At 61.5% G+C, this 18301-nt stretch carries 18 protein-coding genes; 6 read left to right on the top strand and 12 right to left on the bottom strand.

The window, feature by feature from the left end; translation table 11 throughout:
• Window positions 1-103: 103 nt before the first annotated feature.
• On the bottom strand, window positions 104-1495 hold the full coding sequence (cysS, locus tag ACIPSK_RS20835; RefSeq protein WP_162118501.1) for a cysteine--tRNA ligase: 1392 nt from the start codon (window positions 1493-1495) through the stop codon (window positions 104-106).
• 354 nt (window positions 1496-1849) lie between these two features.
• Between cysS and ACIPSK_RS20830 the strand changes: the two genes are divergently transcribed.
• Window positions 1850-2599 carry a glycoside hydrolase family 25 protein gene (locus tag ACIPSK_RS20830; RefSeq protein WP_162118500.1) on the top strand — a complete coding sequence of 250 codons (750 nt, stop codon included), beginning with the start codon at window positions 1850-1852 and terminating at the stop codon, window positions 2597-2599.
• A gap of 9 nt (window positions 2600-2608) precedes the next feature.
• Here the strand turns inward: ACIPSK_RS20830 and ACIPSK_RS20825 are convergent, their stop codons facing one another.
• From ACIPSK_RS20825 to radA, 4 genes are all read right to left on the bottom strand, one after another.
• Window positions 2609-3349 carry an SDR family NAD(P)-dependent oxidoreductase gene (locus ACIPSK_RS20825; protein WP_162118499.1) on the bottom strand — a complete coding sequence of 247 codons (741 nt, stop codon included), beginning with the start codon at window positions 3347-3349 and terminating at the stop codon, window positions 2609-2611.
• An 80-nt stretch (window positions 3350-3429) separates the two neighbouring features.
• The gene (gene purF, locus ACIPSK_RS20820; protein ID WP_029872970.1) at window positions 3430-4920 is read right to left on the bottom strand and encodes an amidophosphoribosyltransferase; all 1491 of its coding nucleotides are present in this window, start codon (window positions 4918-4920) and stop codon (window positions 3430-3432) included.
• Window positions 4921-5167: 247 nt separating this feature from the next.
• A complete protein-coding gene (locus ACIPSK_RS20815) occupies window positions 5168-5794 on the bottom strand; it encodes a CvpA family protein (RefSeq protein WP_017963702.1) in 627 nt (208 codons plus the stop codon).
• A gap of 89 nt (window positions 5795-5883) precedes the next feature.
• Entirely contained in the window at window positions 5884-7284 is a 1401-nt protein-coding gene (gene radA, locus ACIPSK_RS20810; RefSeq protein WP_162118498.1) for a DNA repair protein RadA, read from the bottom strand.
• A gap of 234 nt (window positions 7285-7518) precedes the next feature.
• Here radA and ACIPSK_RS20805 point away from each other — a divergent pair, with 234 nt between their 5' ends.
• Window positions 7519-8154, top strand: coding sequence for a LysE family translocator (locus ACIPSK_RS20805; protein ID WP_026154091.1), 636 nt, complete (start codon window positions 7519-7521; stop codon window positions 8152-8154).
• A 12-nt stretch (window positions 8155-8166) separates the two neighbouring features.
• On the opposite strand, the gene alr is transcribed toward ACIPSK_RS20805, so the two are convergent.
• Entirely contained in the window at window positions 8167-9330 is a 1164-nt protein-coding gene (gene alr, locus ACIPSK_RS20800) for an alanine racemase (RefSeq protein ID WP_017963706.1), read from the bottom strand.
• A 188-nt stretch (window positions 9331-9518) separates the two neighbouring features.
• On the opposite strand from alr, the gene ACIPSK_RS20795 reads away from it, so the two are divergent.
• From ACIPSK_RS20795 to ACIPSK_RS20785, 3 genes are all read left to right on the top strand, one after another.
• Window positions 9519-10340, top strand: coding sequence for an AraC family transcriptional regulator (locus ACIPSK_RS20795; protein WP_017963707.1), 822 nt, complete (start codon window positions 9519-9521; stop codon window positions 10338-10340).
• Between the two features lie 67 nt (window positions 10341-10407).
• Window positions 10408-11112 (top strand): AzlC family ABC transporter permease, encoded by a 705-nt coding sequence (locus ACIPSK_RS20790; RefSeq protein ID WP_162118497.1) that lies wholly within the window; start codon window positions 10408-10410, stop codon window positions 11110-11112.
• Window positions 11109-11411: an AzlD family protein gene (locus ACIPSK_RS20785; RefSeq protein ID WP_017963709.1), complete on the top strand. Its 303-nt coding sequence runs from the start codon at window positions 11109-11111 to the stop codon at window positions 11409-11411. Before ACIPSK_RS20790 ends, ACIPSK_RS20785 begins: the two co-directional genes overlap by 4 nt.
• A 24-nt stretch (window positions 11412-11435) precedes the next feature.
• Here ACIPSK_RS20785 and ACIPSK_RS20780 read toward each other — a convergent pair whose 3' ends face one another.
• The 6 genes from ACIPSK_RS20780 to ACIPSK_RS20755 form a co-directional block, all read right to left on the bottom strand.
• Entirely contained in the window at window positions 11436-12932 is a 1497-nt protein-coding gene (locus ACIPSK_RS20780; protein WP_026154092.1) for a replicative DNA helicase, read from the bottom strand.
• 372 nt (window positions 12933-13304) lie between these two features.
• Complete coding sequence (gene rplI, locus ACIPSK_RS20775) at window positions 13305-13883, bottom strand: 50S ribosomal protein L9 (protein WP_162118496.1); 579 nt, start codon at window positions 13881-13883, stop codon at window positions 13305-13307.
• Between the two features lie 22 nt (window positions 13884-13905).
• Window positions 13906-14892: a DUF2232 domain-containing protein gene (locus ACIPSK_RS20770; protein ID WP_017963712.1), complete on the bottom strand. Its 987-nt coding sequence runs from the start codon at window positions 14890-14892 to the stop codon at window positions 13906-13908.
• 156 nt (window positions 14893-15048) lie between these two features.
• Window positions 15049-15297, bottom strand: coding sequence for a 30S ribosomal protein S18 (gene rpsR, locus ACIPSK_RS20765; RefSeq protein ID WP_003547038.1), 249 nt, complete (start codon window positions 15295-15297; stop codon window positions 15049-15051).
• Window positions 15298-15311: 14 nt separating this feature from the next.
• Window positions 15312-15779, bottom strand: a complete 468-nt coding sequence (gene rpsF, locus ACIPSK_RS20760) for a 30S ribosomal protein S6 (protein WP_003547040.1) — start codon at window positions 15777-15779, stop codon at window positions 15312-15314.
• 314 nt (window positions 15780-16093) lie between these two features.
• Complete coding sequence (locus tag ACIPSK_RS20755; RefSeq protein ID WP_162118495.1) at window positions 16094-17137, bottom strand: aldo/keto reductase; 1044 nt, start codon at window positions 17135-17137, stop codon at window positions 16094-16096.
• A 214-nt stretch (window positions 17138-17351) separates the two neighbouring features.
• Here ACIPSK_RS20755 and fabD point away from each other — a divergent pair, with 214 nt between their 5' ends.
• Window positions 17352-18296 carry an ACP S-malonyltransferase gene (gene fabD, locus ACIPSK_RS20750; RefSeq protein ID WP_162118494.1) on the top strand — a complete coding sequence of 315 codons (945 nt, stop codon included), beginning with the start codon at window positions 17352-17354 and terminating at the stop codon, window positions 18294-18296.
• Window positions 18297-18301 lie beyond the last annotated feature (5 nt).

Genomic DNA, 18301 nt, shown 5'->3' with positions numbered 1-18301 from the left:
ATGTTTGCGGTCGTGGTGATCTCGCATCGGAGCAGCGCGGCACCGTAGCCCCTCCCCCTTGTGGGGAGGGGTTGGGGAGGGGTCTTATCCCAACACGCCACTCTCACCGTTTGACCTCCCACGTCGTCACCCGCTCGCCGGTCACCGGATCCTTGCCATCCTTCAACTGGATGCCCTTCGCCGTCAGTTCGTCGCGGATCTTGTCAGCCTCGGGGAAGTTCTTCGCCTTCAGCATTTCGAGCCGCATCGCGACCAGCGCATCGACCGCCGATGCGACGGCTTCGTCGATCTCCATCTTTTTCGGCAGCAGGCCCAGAAGGTCGGCCGTTGCGGCAAAGACGGCGCGGGCTGCGGAATCCGCATGGGCAGCCTGCGCCAGCGCATGCAATGCCTGCACTGCCGCGACGGTGTTGAGGTCGTCGGAAAGCGCGTTCAGCACGGTTTCATCGGGCGGCGCATCGCCGGCTTCTGCCGCCGGCCATTTGGCGAGCAGACGTTCGGCTTCTTCCAGTCGCTTGATCGAAAAATCGATCGGCTCGCGGTAATGCGTCATCAGTATGGCAAGGCGCAGCACCTGACCCGGCCATCTGCGGCCGCCGAAGATTTCCGTCTGAAGCAACTCGTTGATGGTGATGAAATTGCCTTCGGATTTCGACATCTTGCGGCCTTCGACCTGCAGGAAGCCGTTATGCATCCAGACATTCGCCATCACCTCGGTCCCGTGGGCGCAGCGCGATTGGGCGATCTCGTTTTCATGATGCGGGAAGATTAGGTCCAGCCCGCCGCCGTGAATGTCGAAGATATCGCCGAGATAACGCTTGCTCATCGCCGAGCATTCGATGTGCCAACCGGGCCGGCCCCGGCCCCATGGGCTCTCCCAGCCGGGTTCGTTATGGCTCGACAGCTTCCACAGCACGAAATCACCCGGGTTCTTCTTGTGCGCGTCGACAGCGACGCGGGCACCCGCTTGCTGCTCGTCGAGCGGACGTTTCGAAAGCTGACCGTAATCCGCCATGGATTTGGTGTCGAACAGCACTTCGCCTGATGCGACATAGGCATGGCCGTTGCCGATCAGCTTCTCGATGATCTCGGTCATCTCGACGATATTGTCGGTGGCGCGCGGCTCGAAGCTCGGCTCCAGGCAGCCAAGTTCGGCGACATCGGCGTGATATTGGGTCTCGGTCTTTTCGGTGACCGCGCGGATCGCTTCATTGAGTGGCAGGCCCGGATGGTCTCGAAGCGCCCGCGCATTGATCTTGTCGTCGACGTCGGTGATGTTGCGGACATAAGTGACGTGGTCTTCGCCATAGACATGGCGCAGCAGCCGGAACAGCATATCGAAGACGATGGCTGGCCGGGCATTGCCGATATGAGCGAAGTCATAGACGGTCGGGCCGCAGACATACATGCGGACATTGTTGGGATCGATCGGCGAAAAGACCGATTTTTCCCGTGTCAGCGTGTTGTACAGCTTCAGTTCCGGCGTCGCGTCCATTTCACTCTCCCAAATGCACGATCAGAAAAATAGTGCGACCGGCGGACCGGGGCGTTTCGCATCTTGACTATTTGGGAGACGAAAACGGCCGGGCCAGCGCTCGCGCTAGCGAATAATCTTCCGGCAGATAATGCAGATAACCGTTTTCATGGCGCGTTTTATGGCCCGGTTCGCGCTTCCGGTCAAGGGGGCGAAGAGCGATCCAGCGGCAACGGGATCCATCTATCCGGTGAATCGATTGCAGCAACCAACGTCTTTGAAACCGATCAGCGCGCTCCTTGAAATTCGTCCGCCATTTTCGGAGCACAAATCTCGCATAGCCAGTTGAGAAGCTGTTGAAAATAGGGGGAAGGGATGCGGAGACTTGCGCGATCGACAATCGGAGCGACTGCGGTTCTGGTGGTCGCATTTGCTGCATATTTCGCATACGATTTCGGGATGCTTCGCTTCAACAACCCCTCTCTTAGCAACTATCCAATCCAAGGCATCGATGTCAGCCATCACCAGGGCGATATCGATTGGAAGGTTGTTGCCGCGCAGCCGAATGCCCGTTTCGCCTTCATGAAGGCGACGGAAGGCGGAGACCATCGGGATTCCAAGTTCGCCGACAACTGGCAGCGCGCTGGAGATGCTGGAGTGGTCAGGGGCGCCTATCATTTCTTCACCTTCTGCCGCTCAGGCAAGGATCAAGCGCAGAATGTCCTGGCGACCGTGCCGAAGGAGCAGGGAACTCTGCCGATCGCCGTCGATCTGGAGTTTGTCGGCAATTGCAACAAGATCCCGACGCTCGAGGAAATGGTTGCCGAGGTGAACGCCTTTTTCACCGAGCTGAACGGCACTTTTCCGGAAAAGCCTATTTTCTACGTCACGCAGGAGTTCTTCGATCAATATCTGAAAGGCAATGAATCACGCTTCCCCGACCACTATCTGTGGCTGCGCAGCGTGTTCAGAGAGCCGAGGCAGGAAGAGTGCAGTCGTTGGTCGATCTGGCAATTTGCCGATAACGGCACCTTGGACGGCATCCAGGGACCGGTTGACCTGAATGCGCTATGCCCGTCGGAAACGGGCCTGGCGCAGCTGTTCCCAGCCGTTGCAGCGAACTGAACGTCAAGCTTATTCCGGCAGGCGATAATCGACGAGCTTGTTCTCCCGGATGATGAACAGCTTGCCCGTCTCCGTCACACCAGGCCCCAGCAACGGCAGGATTGCCTTTGCGACCTCGGAGGGATGCGGCAGCGTCTGCGGATCTTCGCCCGGCACTGCCTGCGCCCGCATCGCCGTGCGTGTCGCCCCCGGATCGACGCTGGTGACCCGCAGCGGTGTGCTTTGGCTCTCGCCGGCCCATGTGCGTGCCAGCGCTTCGACCGCAGCCTTGGAAGCGGAATAGGCGCCCCAGAAGGGGCGGCACTTGTGGGCAGCACCCGACGAGATGATCACCGCGCGGCCGGCATCCGAGCGGGCCAACAACGGGTCGACCGAGCGGATCAGCCGCCATGTCGCGGTGACGTTGATGGTCATCACCTTCTCGAACACTTTCGCTTCGATATGGCCGATCGGCGAAATGACGCCGAGCACGCCGGCATTGGCAACGAGGATGTCGAGCTTGCCCCAGCGCTCGAAGATCGAGCCGCCGAGCGCATCGATCGCATTCATGTCGGCAAGGTCGAAGGGCACGAGTGTTGCCGTGCCACCGACAGCCTTGATCGCATCGTCGAGGTCCTCGAGCCCGCCGACCGTGCGGGCGCAGGCAATCACATGGGCGCCGGCTTTGGCAAGTTCCAGCGCCGTGAAATAGCCGATGCCGCGCGACGCACCGGTGACGAGTGCGATCTTGCCTTCAAGATTGATATTCATGATGCCGTGTTCCCTCACGAAGGGAGAGGGGTTCGATTGAACCCCTCGGGATGGGACAATGGAAAAGCCGGCGCGCCGTGTCAGCCGTTGCTGGCAAGCATCGAAATCTTGTTGCCCATGGACTCGCCGTTCTTGTCGAGCAGGCGGGTCGGATAGTCGCCGGTAAAATAATGGTCGGTGAACTGCGGCCGGGCCGGGTTGCGGTCCTCGCCGCCAACGGCGCGATAGAGGCCGTCGATCGACAGGAAGGCGAGCGAATCCGCGCCGATATATTTGGCCATGGCTTCGACATCGGCATATTGGTTTGCCAGCAGCTTGTCTGCGTCAGGGGTGTCGATGCCGTAGAAATCCGGGAAGAAGATCATCGGGCTTGCGACGCGGACATGGACTTCGCGCGCGCCGGCTTCGCGGATCATCTGGACGATCTTGAGAGACGTCGTGCCGCGCACGATGGAATCGTCAACCAGCACCACGCGCTTGCCTTCGATCATCGCCCGGTTGGCCGAATGCTTCAGCTTTACGCCGAAGGCGCGGATCTGCTGCGTCGGCTCGATGAAGGTGCGCCCGACATAGTGGTTGCGGATGATGCCGTATTCGAAGGGAATGCCGCTCTGCTGGGCATAGCCGAGCGCTGCCGGCGTCCCGCCATCCGGCACCGGCACGATCACGTCGCCATCGACGGGCGATTCCTTGGCGAGGTTCATGCCCATGCTCTTGCGCGTCGTATAGACGTTGCGGCCGCCGACCACCGAGTCCGGGCGAGCGAAATAGACATATTCGAACAGGCAGAGGCGTTCCGGCTGCGGCTTGCTGGGCTTGCGCGCATCGATGCTGATCGAGCCGTCCGGCTGGATTTCACAGATGATGACCTCGCCGTTCTCAACGTCACGGATGAACTTGGCGCCGATGATGTCGAGTGCGCAGGTCTCCGAGCAGAAGATCGGCTTGCCGTCGAATTCCCCCATGACGAGTGGGCGGATGCCGGTCGGGTCGCGCGCGGCAATCAGCTTGGTGCGCGTCATGGCGAGCATCGAATAGCCGCCTTCCATCTGGCGAATGGCGTCGATGAAGCGGTCGGATGTCGAAGCGTGACGGGAGCGGGCTATGAGGTGAAGGACGACCTCGGTGTCGGAGGTCGACTGACAGATGGCGCCGGTCGCGATGATCTGGCGGCGCAGCGTTAGGCCGTTGGTGAAATTGCCGTTATGGGCGATGGCGATGCCGCCTTCTTCCAATTCGGCAAAGAGCGGCTGGACGTTGCGCATGGCCACTTCGCCGGTTGTCGAGTAGCGGGTATGACCGATCGTAATGCTGCCGGGCAGGCGGGCAAGCGTCATCGGATTGGTATAGTGGTCACCGACGAGGCCCATGTGGCGCTCTTGATAAAAGCGCTTGCCGTCGAAGGAGACGATGCCGGCCGCTTCCTGTCCACGGTGCTGCAAGGCATGCAGGCCGAGAGCCGTCAGCGCGGCGGCATCGGGATGTCCCAGAATTCCGAAAACCCCGCATTCTTCATGCAGCGTATCTCCGTCGAGCGGATCGTCGGTCGGGAAGGAATGGGACTGGTTCATTTCTGCGGGCCTCTGCTCTCACAAGAATGGATCGGCATTTCCAGAAACAGCTGAGCCCGGCGGAGCTGGAATGCCCGGCCGGACCCACTGCATAATTCCTTAAATCGGAATCGATTTAAGGATAAAATTATGCAGAATTTAAAGTGCTACAGCGTCCTTTGCGCGTCTGAAAGACGCGCGGCGCTGTAGTTCATGTTCCGCTCAAATGGCAACTGCCGGAAGGCGGGTCAAGCTCTTGAACACTGTGTCAATTCGCCGGCTGCTGTGCGCCGCCTGCGGGCGCGGTCGGTGCGTCTTCCGCCGGAGCCTGGTCGCCCGTCGGCGGAGTGGTGCCTCCAGCGCCCTGTGCCGGTGGCTGCAGCTTATCACGGATGCTTTCCGGTATCATCTGGGCAAATTGCTCCGGCAGAACCGATTTCAGCTTCACGACCATCGAATCCAGGAAGGGCTTTGACTTCGCCTCATTGACCCAGGCCGGACGGTGGTCGACATCGACGAGCCAATTCCAGAAGGCGACGGCAACGACCAGGAGCAGCACGCCACGCGCCGCCCCGAACAGGAAGCCGAGCGTGCGGTCGAGCGCGCCGACACGGCTGTCGATGATGAAATCGGCGATCTTCATCGTGATGAAGGAGATGACGATCAGCGCGATCAGGAAGACGACCGCTGCCGAACCGACGATCGCGATACGGTCGTCATCCGTATATTTCTTCGCATAAGGCAGCAGGTACGGATAAAGGTAATAGGCAGCCGCGGCCGAACCGCCCCAGCTTGCGATCGAAAGAATCTCGCGCGAAAAGCCGCGGACCATCGCCAGCACGGCGGAGAAGAGCACGACGCCGATGACAATACCGTCGAAAATCGTAATGGGCATGTAAATTCAACTCCAGGACTGCCGCTTGGCGGCCGTGTCGTGCCTTATCGTGTGCTCCTATATCATCACCACTCTCGGCAATGAAAGGATCAAACCTCGTCTTCCACACGCAGCGCTCCCTTCGATCCGGCGATGCGCGCGACCAGATCCGGCAGGCTTCCGACTTCGCTCCAGCGCCCGCCGGAGCCTTTCGGCAGTTCGGCGGAGGCGGATGGAAGCAGTGCTGCAGAAAAACCCAGCTTCTCGGCTTCCTTGAGGCGCTGGGCGGTGTGCGCAACCGGCCGGATGGCGCCCGACAGGCTGACTTCGCCGAAATAGACGCAATCGGCGGGAAGGGCAATACCGGCAAGCGAGGAAACGAGCGCCGAGGCGACGGCAAGATCGGCCGCCGGTTCGGAGATGCGGTAACCGCCGGCGACGTTGAGGTAGACGTCGTGCTGGCCGAGCCTGACGCCGCAATGGGCTTCCAGCACCGCCAGGATCATTGACAGCCGTGCCGAGTCCCAACCGACCACGGCGCGCCGCGGCGTGCCGAGTGAGGTCGGCGCTACCAGCGCCTGCACCTCGACGAGAATGGGACGCGTGCCCTCCACACCGGCGAATACGGCAGCGCCCGGCGATTTCTCGTTGCGTTCGCCAAGGAAGAGTTCCGAGGGGTTGGCGACTTCGCGCAAGCCTTTGTCTGACATTTCGAAGACGCCGATCTCGTCGGTCGGGCCGAAGCGGTTCTTGACAGTGCGCAGAATTCGGTAGTGATGGCCGCGATCGCCTTCGAAATAGAGCACGGCATCGACCATGTGCTCGACGACGCGTGGCCCGGCGATCTGCCCGTCCTTGGTCACGTGGCCGACGAGCACCATGGCTGCCCCCGTCTGCTTGGCGAAACGGATCATTGCCTGGACGCCGGTGCGCACCTGCGTCACCGTTCCCGGCGCGGATTCGGCAAGTTCGCTCCACAACGTCTGGATGGAATCGATGATGACGAGGTCCGGCCGCTTGCCCTCGGCGAGCGTCGCCAGAATATCCTCGACATTGGTTTCGGCCGCCAGCATCACGTCGGTATCGGCCGCCGCAAGGCGTTGCGCCCGCAGCCGGACCTGCGCCACGGCTTCTTCGCCTGAGACGTAGATGATCTTGTGGCCGCGCCGCGCAAGGGCGGCGGCTGCCTGCATCAACAACGTCGATTTGCCGATGCCGGGATCGCCGCCGATCAGCACCGCCGACCCGCGCACGAAGCCGCCGCCGAGCGCCCGGTCGAGCTCCGGCATGGCGGTATGGATGCGTGGCGCCTCCTCGATTTCGCCGGAGAGCGCCGTCAGCGCCACCGGCCGGCCCTTCTTCGGCGTCTTGCCGGGACCGGAGCCGATCCCGCCCATCGGGTCTTCCTCGACGATGGTGTTCCACTCGCCGCAGTTCTCGCATTTGCCAGCCCAGCGGTTATGAACCGTGCCGCAACTCTGGCAAATGAATTGTGTCCTGGCCTTCGCCATCAATTACTCTTTCAGTCCGGGTTTCCAAGTGAAGCAGACGCGCCGCCTCATCGAATCAATATCGCGCTTGAGATAATGGCTGTCGCGACGGATCAAAACTAATGATTTCCCCATCAGCGCACCCGTGCCTATCCTTTGCCTCTGGCGCATCGGGCCGATGCGAGATTGAAAGTGTTACGGCGCCCTTTGCGCGTCTCAAAAGACACGCGGCGCTGTAGTCCGGGAATGGTGAAGATGTTCGATTATTCGTTTGCGCACTGGTTTGCATTTCTGTCGGCGGCAGTTCTGCTCAATCTCTCGCCCGGTCCCGACATCGCCTTCATCCTCGGTCACACGATGAGAAGCGGAAAACGCGCCGGTTTTTCGGCGCTGTTCGGCGTCTGGTCCGGCGCCTGCCTGCATGTTCTGATGGCGGCACTCGGCCTCTCGGCCATACTTGCCGCTTCCGCAGTCGCCTTCTCGACAGTCAAATGGATCGGCGCCGCCTATCTCGTCTGGCTCGGAATTCAGGCTTTGCGCTCCGGTGGCGGCGATGGCCTGATAAAGGCCGTCGGTGAAAGGTTGCCGGTGGCAAGGATCTACCGACAGGGAATTCTGGTGTCGCTGCTCAATCCGAAAGTGGCGATATTCTTCCTGGCCTTCCTGCCGCAATTCGTGGTCGAAGGGGCAGGGCCGGCATGGGCCCAACTCCTGCTGCATGGCGGGCTCATCATCGTCGTTGCCGCCTTCATCGAACCACCGCTCGTCCTTCTCGGAGGGCGCCTTGCTGACGCGATCAGGCATAATCAAAAAATCGGACTTTGGCTCGATCGCGGCCTCGGTGCGCTTTTCCTCGCGCTCGGCGTCCGTCTCGCCCTCAGCAGCCGCTGAACATGGCGGCCGTTATTCCTCGGCCACGTAGCGCCGCTCGTGGCGGAGCCCCATGCTGGTCAGGATCTCGTATCCGATCGTGCCGGATGCCCGCGCCACATCGTCCACCGGCATGTTCTTCCCGAACAGTTCGACATAATCCCCGGCGCGCACGGCATTGTCAGGCAGGTCGGTGATATCGAAGATCGTCAGGTCCATGGTGATCCGGCCGGCAACCGGCACCTTCTGTCCGGCGATGAAACCTTGCCCGCCTTGCGGCACCACATGGCGCAGCGGCACGCCGCCGCTCGACTGGCTGCGCATGTAGCCGTCTGCATAGCCGGCCGAGGCGATCGCCAGTCGGCTTTCGCGGCGAAGCTGCAGCGCCCGCCCATAGCTGACGGTCTCGCCGGCCTTGACGCTGCGCACCTGAATGATGCGCGCTTCCGCTGTCGCGACCGGCCGCATCGGGTTTGCCATGCCGCTGACCGCTTCTCCGCCATAGAGCGCGATCCCGGGGCGGGTCAGGTCGAAGTGATAATCCTCACCGAGAAAGATGCCGGCCGAGGCGGCAAGACTTGAATCGATGCCTTCATAGGCGGCGCTAACCCTGTGGAATGATTCGAGCTGCTGCCGGTTCATCGCATGGGCGGGATCGTCGGCGCAGGCGAGGTGGCTCATGACAAGCACGGGCGCGAAGCTCGCCGGCCGCGATACGTCGTCGGCGAGCGCGATCGCATCGTCGATATGCAGTCCAAGCCGATTGAAGCCGGTATCGACATGCAGTGCGCAGGGGTAGTCGCCGTAATCGGCAAGCACCGCCATCCAGAAGGCGAACTGTTCGTCGGAGGAAATCACCGGCACCAGATCATTGTCGAAGAAGCGCCGCTCGGTGCCCGGCCAGATGCCGGAAAGCACGAAGATGCGCGCCTCGGGCGCATAGAGGCGAAGTGTTACGCCCTCGTCGACGGTCGCGACGAAGAAGTCGCGGGCGCCGGCCATATACAGCGCTTCGCCGGCATCCTCGATGCCCATGCCGTAAGCATCGGCCTTGACGACCGCCGAGGCGCGCGCCGCGCCGGAGCGGCGCGCCATGTCGCGCCAGTTCTCCGTCAGGGCGGTCAGGTCGACGGTCAGCCGCAGGCCTGCGGAAGCGAAAAGATCGTCGTCTTCGAAGGGGATAGGAAAATCTGTCATGAATCGCCGTAGAGAATCGAAGGAAACCACCTCGCCCAGTCTAGAGAGCATTGTGGCCAAGAAAAAGCGGAAGCGGGCACATACCATCCTTTGCCTGTTGCACGATCACTTTTGTTCAAGACGCATGCAGGCTTCCGCGCTAATCTCGCTGGATGCAGAACGTATCGCAGAGAGAGGCGGCGGAGGCCATGCCGCTTGCCAATGTTGAATCGGCCCGCTTCTGGCGGGACAGCCGCTTCCGCGACATGGAGTGCCTGAGCGCCACCTTCCTGACGCATGAATATGCGCCGCATGCGCATGATACCTTCAGCATCGGCGCGATAGAAAGCGGCAGCCAGATCGCCACCCTCAGCGGCAGGCGGGAGGAAACCGGGCCTGGCGACCTTTATCTGATCGATCCCGGCGTCATCCATGACGGTGCTCCCGGCGGCGAGGGCTACCGCTACCGCATGATCTATCCCGACATGAAGCTGTTCGTCGATATTCTGGAGGATGTCACCGGCAAGGCCTTTCATGCAACGCCGTCCTTCGCCGGCGGGCTTCCACGCGATCCGCAACTCGCCAATGCCTTTCACGCCGCTCATCGAACGCTCGAGAGTGGCGCAGGCGCGCTGGAATCCGATGAGAGCATGTTCTCGGTGCTGGCGGCGATCTTTGCGCGCCACGGCAGCGCCATCATCGTTCCTATCGATACGCAGGAGCGTAGCGCGGTCGCTCGCGCCCGCGACTACCTGATCGAGAATTTCGACAGCGATGTCGGCCTCGATGAACTGGCCGGCGTGGCGAGGTTGAGTCGCGCGCACCTCATCCGCGCTTTCCGCAAGGAATATCACATCACGCCGCACGCCTTCCTGACAGATCGGCGCGTGCAGGTGGCGCGCCGGCTGCTGCGGCAGGGGCGTGCGCCGGCCGACATCGCGCTCGAATGCGGGTTTGCCGACCAGGCGCATTTCACACGGCACTTCAAAGCGCGCACGGGCGTGACACCCGGCCAATTCCGCACGGGCTGATCACTTTTGTTCAATACTGCCGTTTCGGGCTGGGCTAAGCCTGCGCGATCCCAATCAGGAGGTTGCCATGTTGCAGCACAGCCGGCGATCCGGCGAATTTATTGCCGGAACGCGTGCCATTTTTCCTCTTGTTGTCGCCGTCCTGCCGATCGGTCTGGTCTTCGGCGCGGTCGCCGCCACCAAGGGCCTTTCACCGCTGGAAACGACGCTGATGAGCGCGCTTGTCTTCGCAGGAGGTTCGCAATTCGTCGCCATGGACATCTGGACGCATCCGGTAAGCTGGGTCGGCGTCGGCTTCGCGGCCCTTCTGGTCAATATCCGCCACGTGCTGATGAGCGCGTCGATCGGCACGAAGATGCAGTCCTTCTCCGGCGTCAAACGCTATATCGCCATGCTCTTCCTTGCCGATGAACTCTGGGCCATGGCGGAATTCCGCGCCGGCAGCACGCGGCTGACGCCCGCCTGGTATGCCGGTATCGTCACGCCCTTCTATCTCACCTGGGTCGGCTCGTCGCTGACAGGCGCACTGCTCGGCGCCTTTCTCGGCAACCCTGCCGTTATCGGCCTCGACTTCGCCTTTCCGGCTGTCTTCGTCGTGCTCGTCATGGGCTTCTGGAAGGGGCCGGAAACCGGCGCGGTCCTTGCTGCAAGCGGTGTCGCATCCGTGGCGGTCCACCACTTGGTGCCCGGCGTCTGGTATATCGCCGCCGGTGCGCTGGCCGGGCTGGCAACCGCCCTCTGGCAGGGCAGGGCACGGGAGCAGGCGGCATGACGCTCGATCTCAACACATTGATCGCCATCCTCGCAATGACCGCCGCAACGGTCCTCACCCGTGTCAGCGGCCTGGTATTGATCCGCCATGTCGAGATGGATGAGCGCCGGAGAACGGCGATCGAGGCCATTCCGCCGGCCGTGCTGATGGCCGTCATCGCCCCGACCGCCTTTGCGACCGGCTGGGCGGAGACGCTGGCCTGCGCGATAACGGCGATCGCAGCACCCCGCCTGCCGATGCTCGCGAGCGTCGTGGTTGGCATCGCAACGGTCGCCCTATTGAGGGCTGTGGGTCTCTAAAGAAATTGACGCGGCAATACCGCGTCAATGTTCCTCATATTGGGTGAAGGAGGGATCGGCGAGATCGGCAAAGCGCGTGAATTCCGCCTGGAAGGCGAGCTTCACCGTGCCCGTCGGCCCGTGGCGTTGCTTGGCGATGATGACGTCGGCCGTGCCCTTCACCTTGTCGAACAGCGCTTCCCATTCCGGATATTTCGGATCGTGGATATCGCGCGGCTCCGAATTCTTGACGTAATATTCCTCGCGGAACACGAAGAGTACGACGTCGGCGTCCTGCTCGATCGAGCCGGATTCGCGAAGGTCGGACAGCTGCGGCCGTTTGTCGTCGCGGCTTTCGACCTGACGCGAGAGCTGCGACAGCGCGATGATCGGAACGTTGAGCTCCTTGCCGAGCGCCTTGAGGCCGGTGGTGATCTGTGTGATTTCCTGCACGCGGTTGTCGCTGGATTTGCCCGAGCCGGTCATCAGCTGAATGTAGTCGACGACAAGTACGTCGAGGCCGCGCTGGCGCTTCAGACGGCGCGCGCGGGCCGAAAGCTGGGCGATCGAGATACCGCCGGTCTGGTCGATATAGAGCGGCACCTTCTGCATCATCATCGAGCAGGCGACGAGCTTTTCGAAATCGGCGTCGTTGATGTCGCCGCGGCGGATCTTCGAGGAGGAGACTTCGGTCTGCTCGGAGATGATACGGGTAGCAAGCTGTTCGGACGACATTTCGAGCGAATAGAAGCCGACAACGCCGCCGTTCTTCGCCTTCATGCTGCCGTCCGACTGGACTTCGCCTTCGTAGGCGGCGGCGATATTGTAGGCGATGTTGGTGGCAAGCGAGGTCTTGCCCATGCCGGGGCGTCCGGCAAGCACGATCAAGTCCGACCGCTGCAGGCCGCCCATCTTGGAATCCAGCGAATGGATGCCGGTGGAAATGCCGGAAAGCCCGCCGTCACGTTCCTTGGCGACGGCCGCCATGTCGATCGCCAGCGCGACCGCATCGTTGAAGGCCTGGAAGCCGCCATCGTAGCGGCCGTTTTCCGCCAGTTCGAAGAGGCGGCGTTCGGTATCCTCGATCTGCGACTGCGGCGGCATGTCGAGCGGCGCGTCATAAGCAATGTTGACGACGTCCTCGCCAATGGTGATCAGCGCCCGGCGCAGTGCCAGGTCGTAGATCGCCCGGCCGTAATCCTCGGCATTGATGACGGTGACGGCATTGCTGACGAGGCTCGCCAGATATTGCGAAACCGTCATGTCGCCGACCTTCTCGTCGGCCTTCAGGAAGGTCTTGATCGTCACCGGATTGGCGATCTTGCCCATGCGGATGATATCGCCAGCAACCTCAAAGATCTTCCGGTGCAGCGGTTCGTAAAGATGAATCGGTTTCAGGAAGTCCGACACCCGGTAATAGGCGTCGTTGTTCATCAGGATCGCACCCAGAAGCGCTTGCTCGGCTTCGATATTGTTGGGTGCTTCGCGATAATGCTGCTCCGCCGGAGCAACGGCTGCAATCTTTCGAGCGGCGTCGTTCATCATCATCCGTTCTGTCTTTTTCCAGCTCCGGAGTTGCAATTCCGGACGCGAAAATCAAGAGGCTACGAAAGGAGCGGGGGCTCGCTTCGCCTAAATCCTGAACGCTGTGCACGTTGTTCGACTTCTCCACAGTCTTGGGCGACACAAAGGAGAAATACTGGCAGTGTCACCCGCACGACACGGTGTGGCGGCGACTCAGCCCATCCGTTTCGGAGAATGTTATTTTAGCGTGATGCGATAAGGCACGCAGCAAAAACATCCGAAAAATCCCCTTAAAAAAGCGACCCGATCAGCTGCTCATATCGAAGGGGTGAAAACGAAAAAGCCCGGCGCGGTGGCCGGGCTTTCCTCTCGCGGATCGCTCCGGCGAAATTATGCTTCGTCTTCGTCGACGCCGTCAGCTTCCGGATCGAAGAAGTCTTCCGGACGCAGCGCGTCTTCGTCGACGCCGTAGATCGCGTCGACCGAGGTGAGTTCTTCGCCCTTGGACTGGCGCTCTGCCTCTTCGGCAGAACGGGCAACGTTCAGCTCGACGTGGATTTCGACTTCGGCATGCAGCTGCAGTTCGACCTTGTGCAGGCCGATCGACTTGATCGGCGTGTTGAGGTGAACCTGGTTGCGGCCGATGTTGAAGCCTTCGGCGCCGAGAATCTCGACGACGTCACGGGCAGCAACCGAACCGTAGAGCTGGCCGGTTTCGCCGGCGGAACGCACGACGATGAAGGACTTGCCGTCGAGAACGTCGGCGATCTTCTGGGCTTCCGATTTGCGCTCGAGGTTGCGGGCTTCGAGCGTCGCGCGCTCGGCTTCGAAGCGGGTCTTGTTGGCGGCGTTGGCGCGCAGCGCCTTGCCGAGCGGCAGCAGGTAGTTACGGGCAAAGCCGTCGCGAACCTTTACGGTTTCGCCCATCTGGCCGAGCTTGGAGATGCGTTCGAGAAGGATGACTTCCATTTTCTTTTTCCTTTCTTGTGTCTCAGATTTTCGTATCGGATTGGTTAGGGGCATCAGCATCTTTCGTCGGGGTCAGCGCGATCGCCTTCCGCGTATCGCTGAGACCGAGGACGAGGATGAGGAGAGCTGGCAGCAGCATGAGCATCGAGGCCAGGTAGCTGAGGATGAGAGCCGGTATGCGCCAGTCCTTGCCGCGCGTGCGGAAATGCAGCGAGGCGAAACCGGAGAGCATGAAGCCGGCGCCGAAGGTGCCGATCAAGGTCGCACCGACCAGCGCCGGAACGCCGCCGAAAAAGCAGGCGGCAAGCCCGGCCAGGAAGATGAAGATCGAGTTGCGGTTCATCCGCAGCGACGAGGGAATGTCCTCGCGCGGACGAAGGCCGCGGCCGGACGCGGCAACGATGCGCACGGCGAAATAATAGGCGGCAAACAGCATGCTGACCCACATGCCGCCCTGCAAAGCCGGCAGCATCAGCAGGATTAGCGACTTGGTCTGTGCGGTCGCTGCCGGATCGGGCATGAATTCCGGCTGCTGCTGCTTGACCGAGGTGATCAGCAAGTCGACGATCGGATCGGTGATCTCAGGCCCGTAGCCGATGATCACACCAATGACGATGACGGCGAGCGTCACCAGCCCGCAGAGATGCAGCAGGATATCGGAGAGCGGATACCAGGCAAGCAGATGGTCGGGGCCGCCGAGTTCGGAGGCCGGACGCGCCAGATTGGCGAGATGGCTGAGCCAACCGGCCGGCAGAAGCGTCACCAGCGTCATGATCAGCGCGAAGGAAGGCGAGATCAAGATCGCGCCGAGTGCTGCAGCGGTGACGACGGCCGAGACCGCGGCGGCATTGCCCCAGCCGAGCCCGACGATCAGGATCGGCAGCGCCGATGCCGTATAGAGGAGCGCGCTGAAAAACGACGGCTGCATGCTCGCGCCCAGCACCAGCAGGGCGGCGGTCAATCCGGCGAGTGCGCCGATCAGCAGCGTTCTAATGTTCGGTCGTTTCAAGGTCGCTGTCCTGCTTCATCAAGCAGTTAGAGGATGTTGCTGAATCAAATTCAGAAACGTCTCAACATGGGTTTTAAGAGTTCCGATCCGCGCCCATCGCGGAAGGGAGAAGGGAAGGCACGAATGCCTTCCCTCAAAGGTGTGGGCGTCGACCGATTAGGCGACGACGTAGGGCAGCAGGCCGAGGAAACGGGCGCGCTTGATCGCCTGGGCGAGTTCGCGCTGCTTCTTCTGGGAAACGGCCGTGATGCGGGACGGAACGATCTTGCCGCGCTCGGAAATGTAGCGCTGCAGCAGGCGGACGTCCTTGTAGTCGATCCGCGGCGCGTTGGCGCCGGAGAACGGGCAGGTCTTGCGGCGGCGATGGAACGGGCGGCGGACCGGAGCGGAGGAAGTTTCAGACATATCTCAGATCTCCCTTATACGCGGTCTTCGCGCGGACGGCGCGGACGGTCGTCACGGTCGCCGAAGCCACCTTCACGCGGCGGACGCGGACCGCGGTCGCGATCGCCGAAGCCGCCTTCACGCGGGCCACGGCCGCCTTCACGCGGACGGTCGTCACGGTCGCGCTTCTGCATCATGGCAGACGGACCTTCTTCATGCTTCTCGACGGCGATCGTCATGTAGCGAAGAACGTCTTCGCTGATGCGCATCTGACGTTCCATTTCCTGGACGGCAGCAGCCGGTGCATCGATGTCCATAAGGGCGTAGTGCGCCTTGCGGTTCTTCTTGATGCGGTAGGTGAGGGACTTGAGGCCCCAGTTCTCGATACGCCCGACTTTGCCGCCATTCGCTTCGATCACACCCTTGTACTGTTCTACGAGGGCATCGACCTGCTGAGCGGAAATATCCTGCCGGGCAAGGAATACATGTTCATAAAGAGCCATGACAGCTTTGCCTTTCTTGCGTTTGGTTCAACCCGATATTCGGCGGCTAAGCCTCAACGACTGCTCCTGATTGGGCGGACCCAGGCAAGAAAGCGTTTCCGAGACGGTCGAGAGCGGAGACACGGGAGGCTGGAACGCTTCCGTTCCGAACGATTTCCATGAGGAAACCGGCCCTCCGTTCAGCCACCAGCCAGAAGACCGGGTTAACGAACAGGGCGGCTTATACGGATTTTTTGGGCAAAGGCAAGCGCAATCGGACACCCGAACCCGATGCCGGCCATGGTCGGCATCGGGCAGGCGCCAAACAAATAGGATCAAAGCGTCAGCGGATACTGCCGGTGCACCTTGGCGATTTCCGCCAGGATCTCGTTCGAAAGCGTAATGTCGGCCGCGCCGATATCGATTTTCAACTGCTCCATCGATGTCGCACCGATGATGACCGAGGCCATGAAGGGACGTGACAGGCAGAAGGCGAGCGCCATGGCTGCCGGGTCGAGACCGTAGGTTGCCGCGATCTCAAGATAGGCTTTGGTCGCCGGCTCCTGAAGCGGCTGCAGACGGCCGCCGATATCGGGATTGATCGAACCGCGCGAACCCTTCGGCCTGCCGCCGTCGATATATTTGCCGGAGAGGATGCCGCCGGCGAGCGGCGAATAGGCGAGCAGCCCGACATCCTCGTGATGCGAGAGCTCGGCGAGATCGAGGTCGAAATGACGGTAGAGCAGATTATATTCGTTCTGGACGCTGGCAACGCGCGGCAGGCTCTTCTGTTCGGAAAGCGTCAGGTATTTCTGTATGCCCCAGGTGGTTTCGTTGGAAAGGCCGATCGCGCGGATCTTACCCTCCTTCACCAGCGCGCCGAACGTTTCCAGGATGTCGAGCATATTGGCGACGGCCTTGTCGCGATCCTGGTTGAAGGGATTGTAGCTCCAGTTCTGGCGGAAATGGAAATGGCCGCGGTTCGGCCAGTGGATCTGGTAGAGGTCGACGTAATCGGTCTTCAGCCGCGCCAGGCTGGCCTCGAGCGCCAGGCGGATATTTTTCGCATCGGCACCTTCGCCGCCGCGTATATAGTCGCGGCCGCGGCCTGCGACCTTGGTGGCGAGCACGATATCCCCACGCTTGCCGGTCTTCTTGAACCAGCTGCCGATATAGTCTTCGGTCCAGCCCTGTGTCGCGGCCGAAACCGGGGTGGTTGGATAAAGCTCGGCCGTATCGAAGAAATTGACGCCCTTGTCGACGGCGTAGTCCATCTGCGCATGCGCATCGACTTCGCTGTTCTGCGAGCCCCAGGTCATGGTGCCAAGGCAAATCTCTGAAACGGAAATATCGGTGCGGCCTAGTGAATTGTACTTCATGGAAAAACCTTGGGAGAGAGGTGAAAGCCTTGGGGAGGTCCGGGCAAATCTAGGCTTGATTTGGCCGAGCGCAAGAGCAAAAACCGGGCCTTTGCGCCGGTGCGAAAGGCTTTGCGGAGAATGGGCCGCCACTTGACTCTGTCGGAAAGAATGTCAATTGGAGGCAAAACAGCCTTAAGGGGCGCAATCAGGGGCAGGAGCCAGGGACACGAGAATGACCATTGCTTTCACTTTTCCCGGCCAGGGCAGTCAGGTCGTCGGCATGGGCAAGGATCTCGCCGAGAATTTTGCCGAAGCCCGAGCCGTCTTCGAAGAGGTCGATGAGGCGCTCGGTGAAAAGCTTTCGGACGTCATGTTCAACGGTCCCGATGATAGGTTGACATTGACGGCGAACGCCCAGCCGGCGCTGATGGCCGTCTCGATCGCCGTTGTCCGCGTTCTGGAGGCCAAAGGGCTGGATCTGAAGTCGAAGGTCGCTTACGTCGCCGGCCACTCGCTCGGCGAATATTCGGCACTTTGCGCCGCCGGCACCTTTTCGCTCACCGATACCGCGCGGCTGCTGCGCATTCGCGGCAATGCCATGCAGGCGGCTGTTCCTGTCGGCGTCGGCGCCATGGCCGCGATCATCGGCCTCGAACATGCCGACGTCGTTGCCGTCTGCGAGGCAGCCACCGCTGTCGGCGCCTGCCAGATCGCCAACGATAATGGCGGTGGCCAGATCGTCATCTCGGGCGAGAAGGCAGCCGTCGAAAAGGCCGCCGGGCTTGCGACCGATAAGGGCGCCAAGCGTGCCATTCTGCTGCCGGTCTCCGCTCCGTTCCATTCGACACTGATGGCGCCGGCCGCCGACGCCATGCGTGAAGCGCTGGCAACGGTTTCGAAATCCGATCCCATCGTGCCCCTCATTGCAAATGTCCGTGCCGCTCCCGTGACCGGCGCCGACGAGATCGCCAGCCTCCTGGTCGAGCAGGTGACCGGTCAGGTCCGCTGGCGCGAGACGGTGGAGTGGTTCGCTGGAAATGGCGTCACGACGCTTTATGAAGTCGGTTCCGGCAAGGTACTGACCGGCCTTGCCCGCCGCATCGACAAGACGATCAACGGCATCTCCGTCAACGGTCCGGCGGATATCGACGCGGCCGTCGCCGCCCTCATGGCCTGATTGGT

The organism is Rhizobium sp. LARHSG275, assembly GCF_052871115.1.
Note: the sequence above shows the minus strand (reverse complement) of the source record. Positions and strands in the feature narration are given on the sequence as shown.

Excerpts from the sequence above, each read along its gene's own strand:
- radA (WP_162118498.1), bottom strand. The coding sequence starts at position 7,284 with ATGGCGAAGGCCAGGACACAATTCATTTGCCAGAGTTGCGGCACGGTT.
- ACIPSK_RS20795 (WP_017963707.1), top strand. The coding sequence starts at position 9,519 with ATGCCGCTTGCCAATGTTGAATCGGCCCGCTTCTGGCGGGACAGCCGC.
- alr (WP_017963706.1), bottom strand. The coding sequence starts at position 9,330 with ATGACAGATTTTCCTATCCCCTTCGAAGACGACGATCTTTTCGCTTCC.
- ACIPSK_RS20755 (WP_162118495.1), bottom strand. The coding sequence starts at position 17,137 with ATGAAGTACAATTCACTAGGCCGCACCGATATTTCCGTTTCAGAGATT.
- ACIPSK_RS20785 (WP_017963709.1), top strand. The coding sequence starts at position 11,109 with ATGACGCTCGATCTCAACACATTGATCGCCATCCTCGCAATGACCGCC.
- rplI (WP_162118496.1), bottom strand. The coding sequence starts at position 13,883 with ATGGAAGTCATCCTTCTCGAACGCATCTCCAAGCTCGGCCAGATGGGC.
- ACIPSK_RS20790 (WP_162118497.1), top strand. The coding sequence starts at position 10,408 with ATGTTGCAGCACAGCCGGCGATCCGGCGAATTTATTGCCGGAACGCGT.
- ACIPSK_RS20825 (WP_162118499.1), bottom strand. The coding sequence starts at position 3,349 with ATGAATATCAATCTTGAAGGCAAGATCGCACTCGTCACCGGTGCGTCG.
- cysS (WP_162118501.1), bottom strand. The coding sequence starts at position 1,495 with ATGGACGCGACGCCGGAACTGAAGCTGTACAACACGCTGACACGGGAA.
- purF (WP_029872970.1), bottom strand. The coding sequence starts at position 4,920 with ATGAACCAGTCCCATTCCTTCCCGACCGACGATCCGCTCGACGGAGAT.
- ACIPSK_RS20815 (WP_017963702.1), bottom strand. The coding sequence starts at position 5,794 with ATGCCCATTACGATTTTCGACGGTATTGTCATCGGCGTCGTGCTCTTC.
- rpsR (WP_003547038.1), bottom strand. The coding sequence starts at position 15,297 with ATGTCTGAAACTTCCTCCGCTCCGGTCCGCCGCCCGTTCCATCGCCGC.
- fabD (WP_162118494.1), top strand. The coding sequence starts at position 17,352 with ATGACCATTGCTTTCACTTTTCCCGGCCAGGGCAGTCAGGTCGTCGGC.
- ACIPSK_RS20780 (WP_026154092.1), bottom strand. The coding sequence starts at position 12,932 with ATGAACGACGCCGCTCGAAAGATTGCAGCCGTTGCTCCGGCGGAGCAG.
- rpsF (WP_003547040.1), bottom strand. The coding sequence starts at position 15,779 with ATGGCTCTTTATGAACATGTATTCCTTGCCCGGCAGGATATTTCCGCT.
- ACIPSK_RS20830 (WP_162118500.1), top strand. The coding sequence starts at position 1,850 with ATGCGGAGACTTGCGCGATCGACAATCGGAGCGACTGCGGTTCTGGTG.
- ACIPSK_RS20805 (WP_026154091.1), top strand. The coding sequence starts at position 7,519 with ATGTTCGATTATTCGTTTGCGCACTGGTTTGCATTTCTGTCGGCGGCA.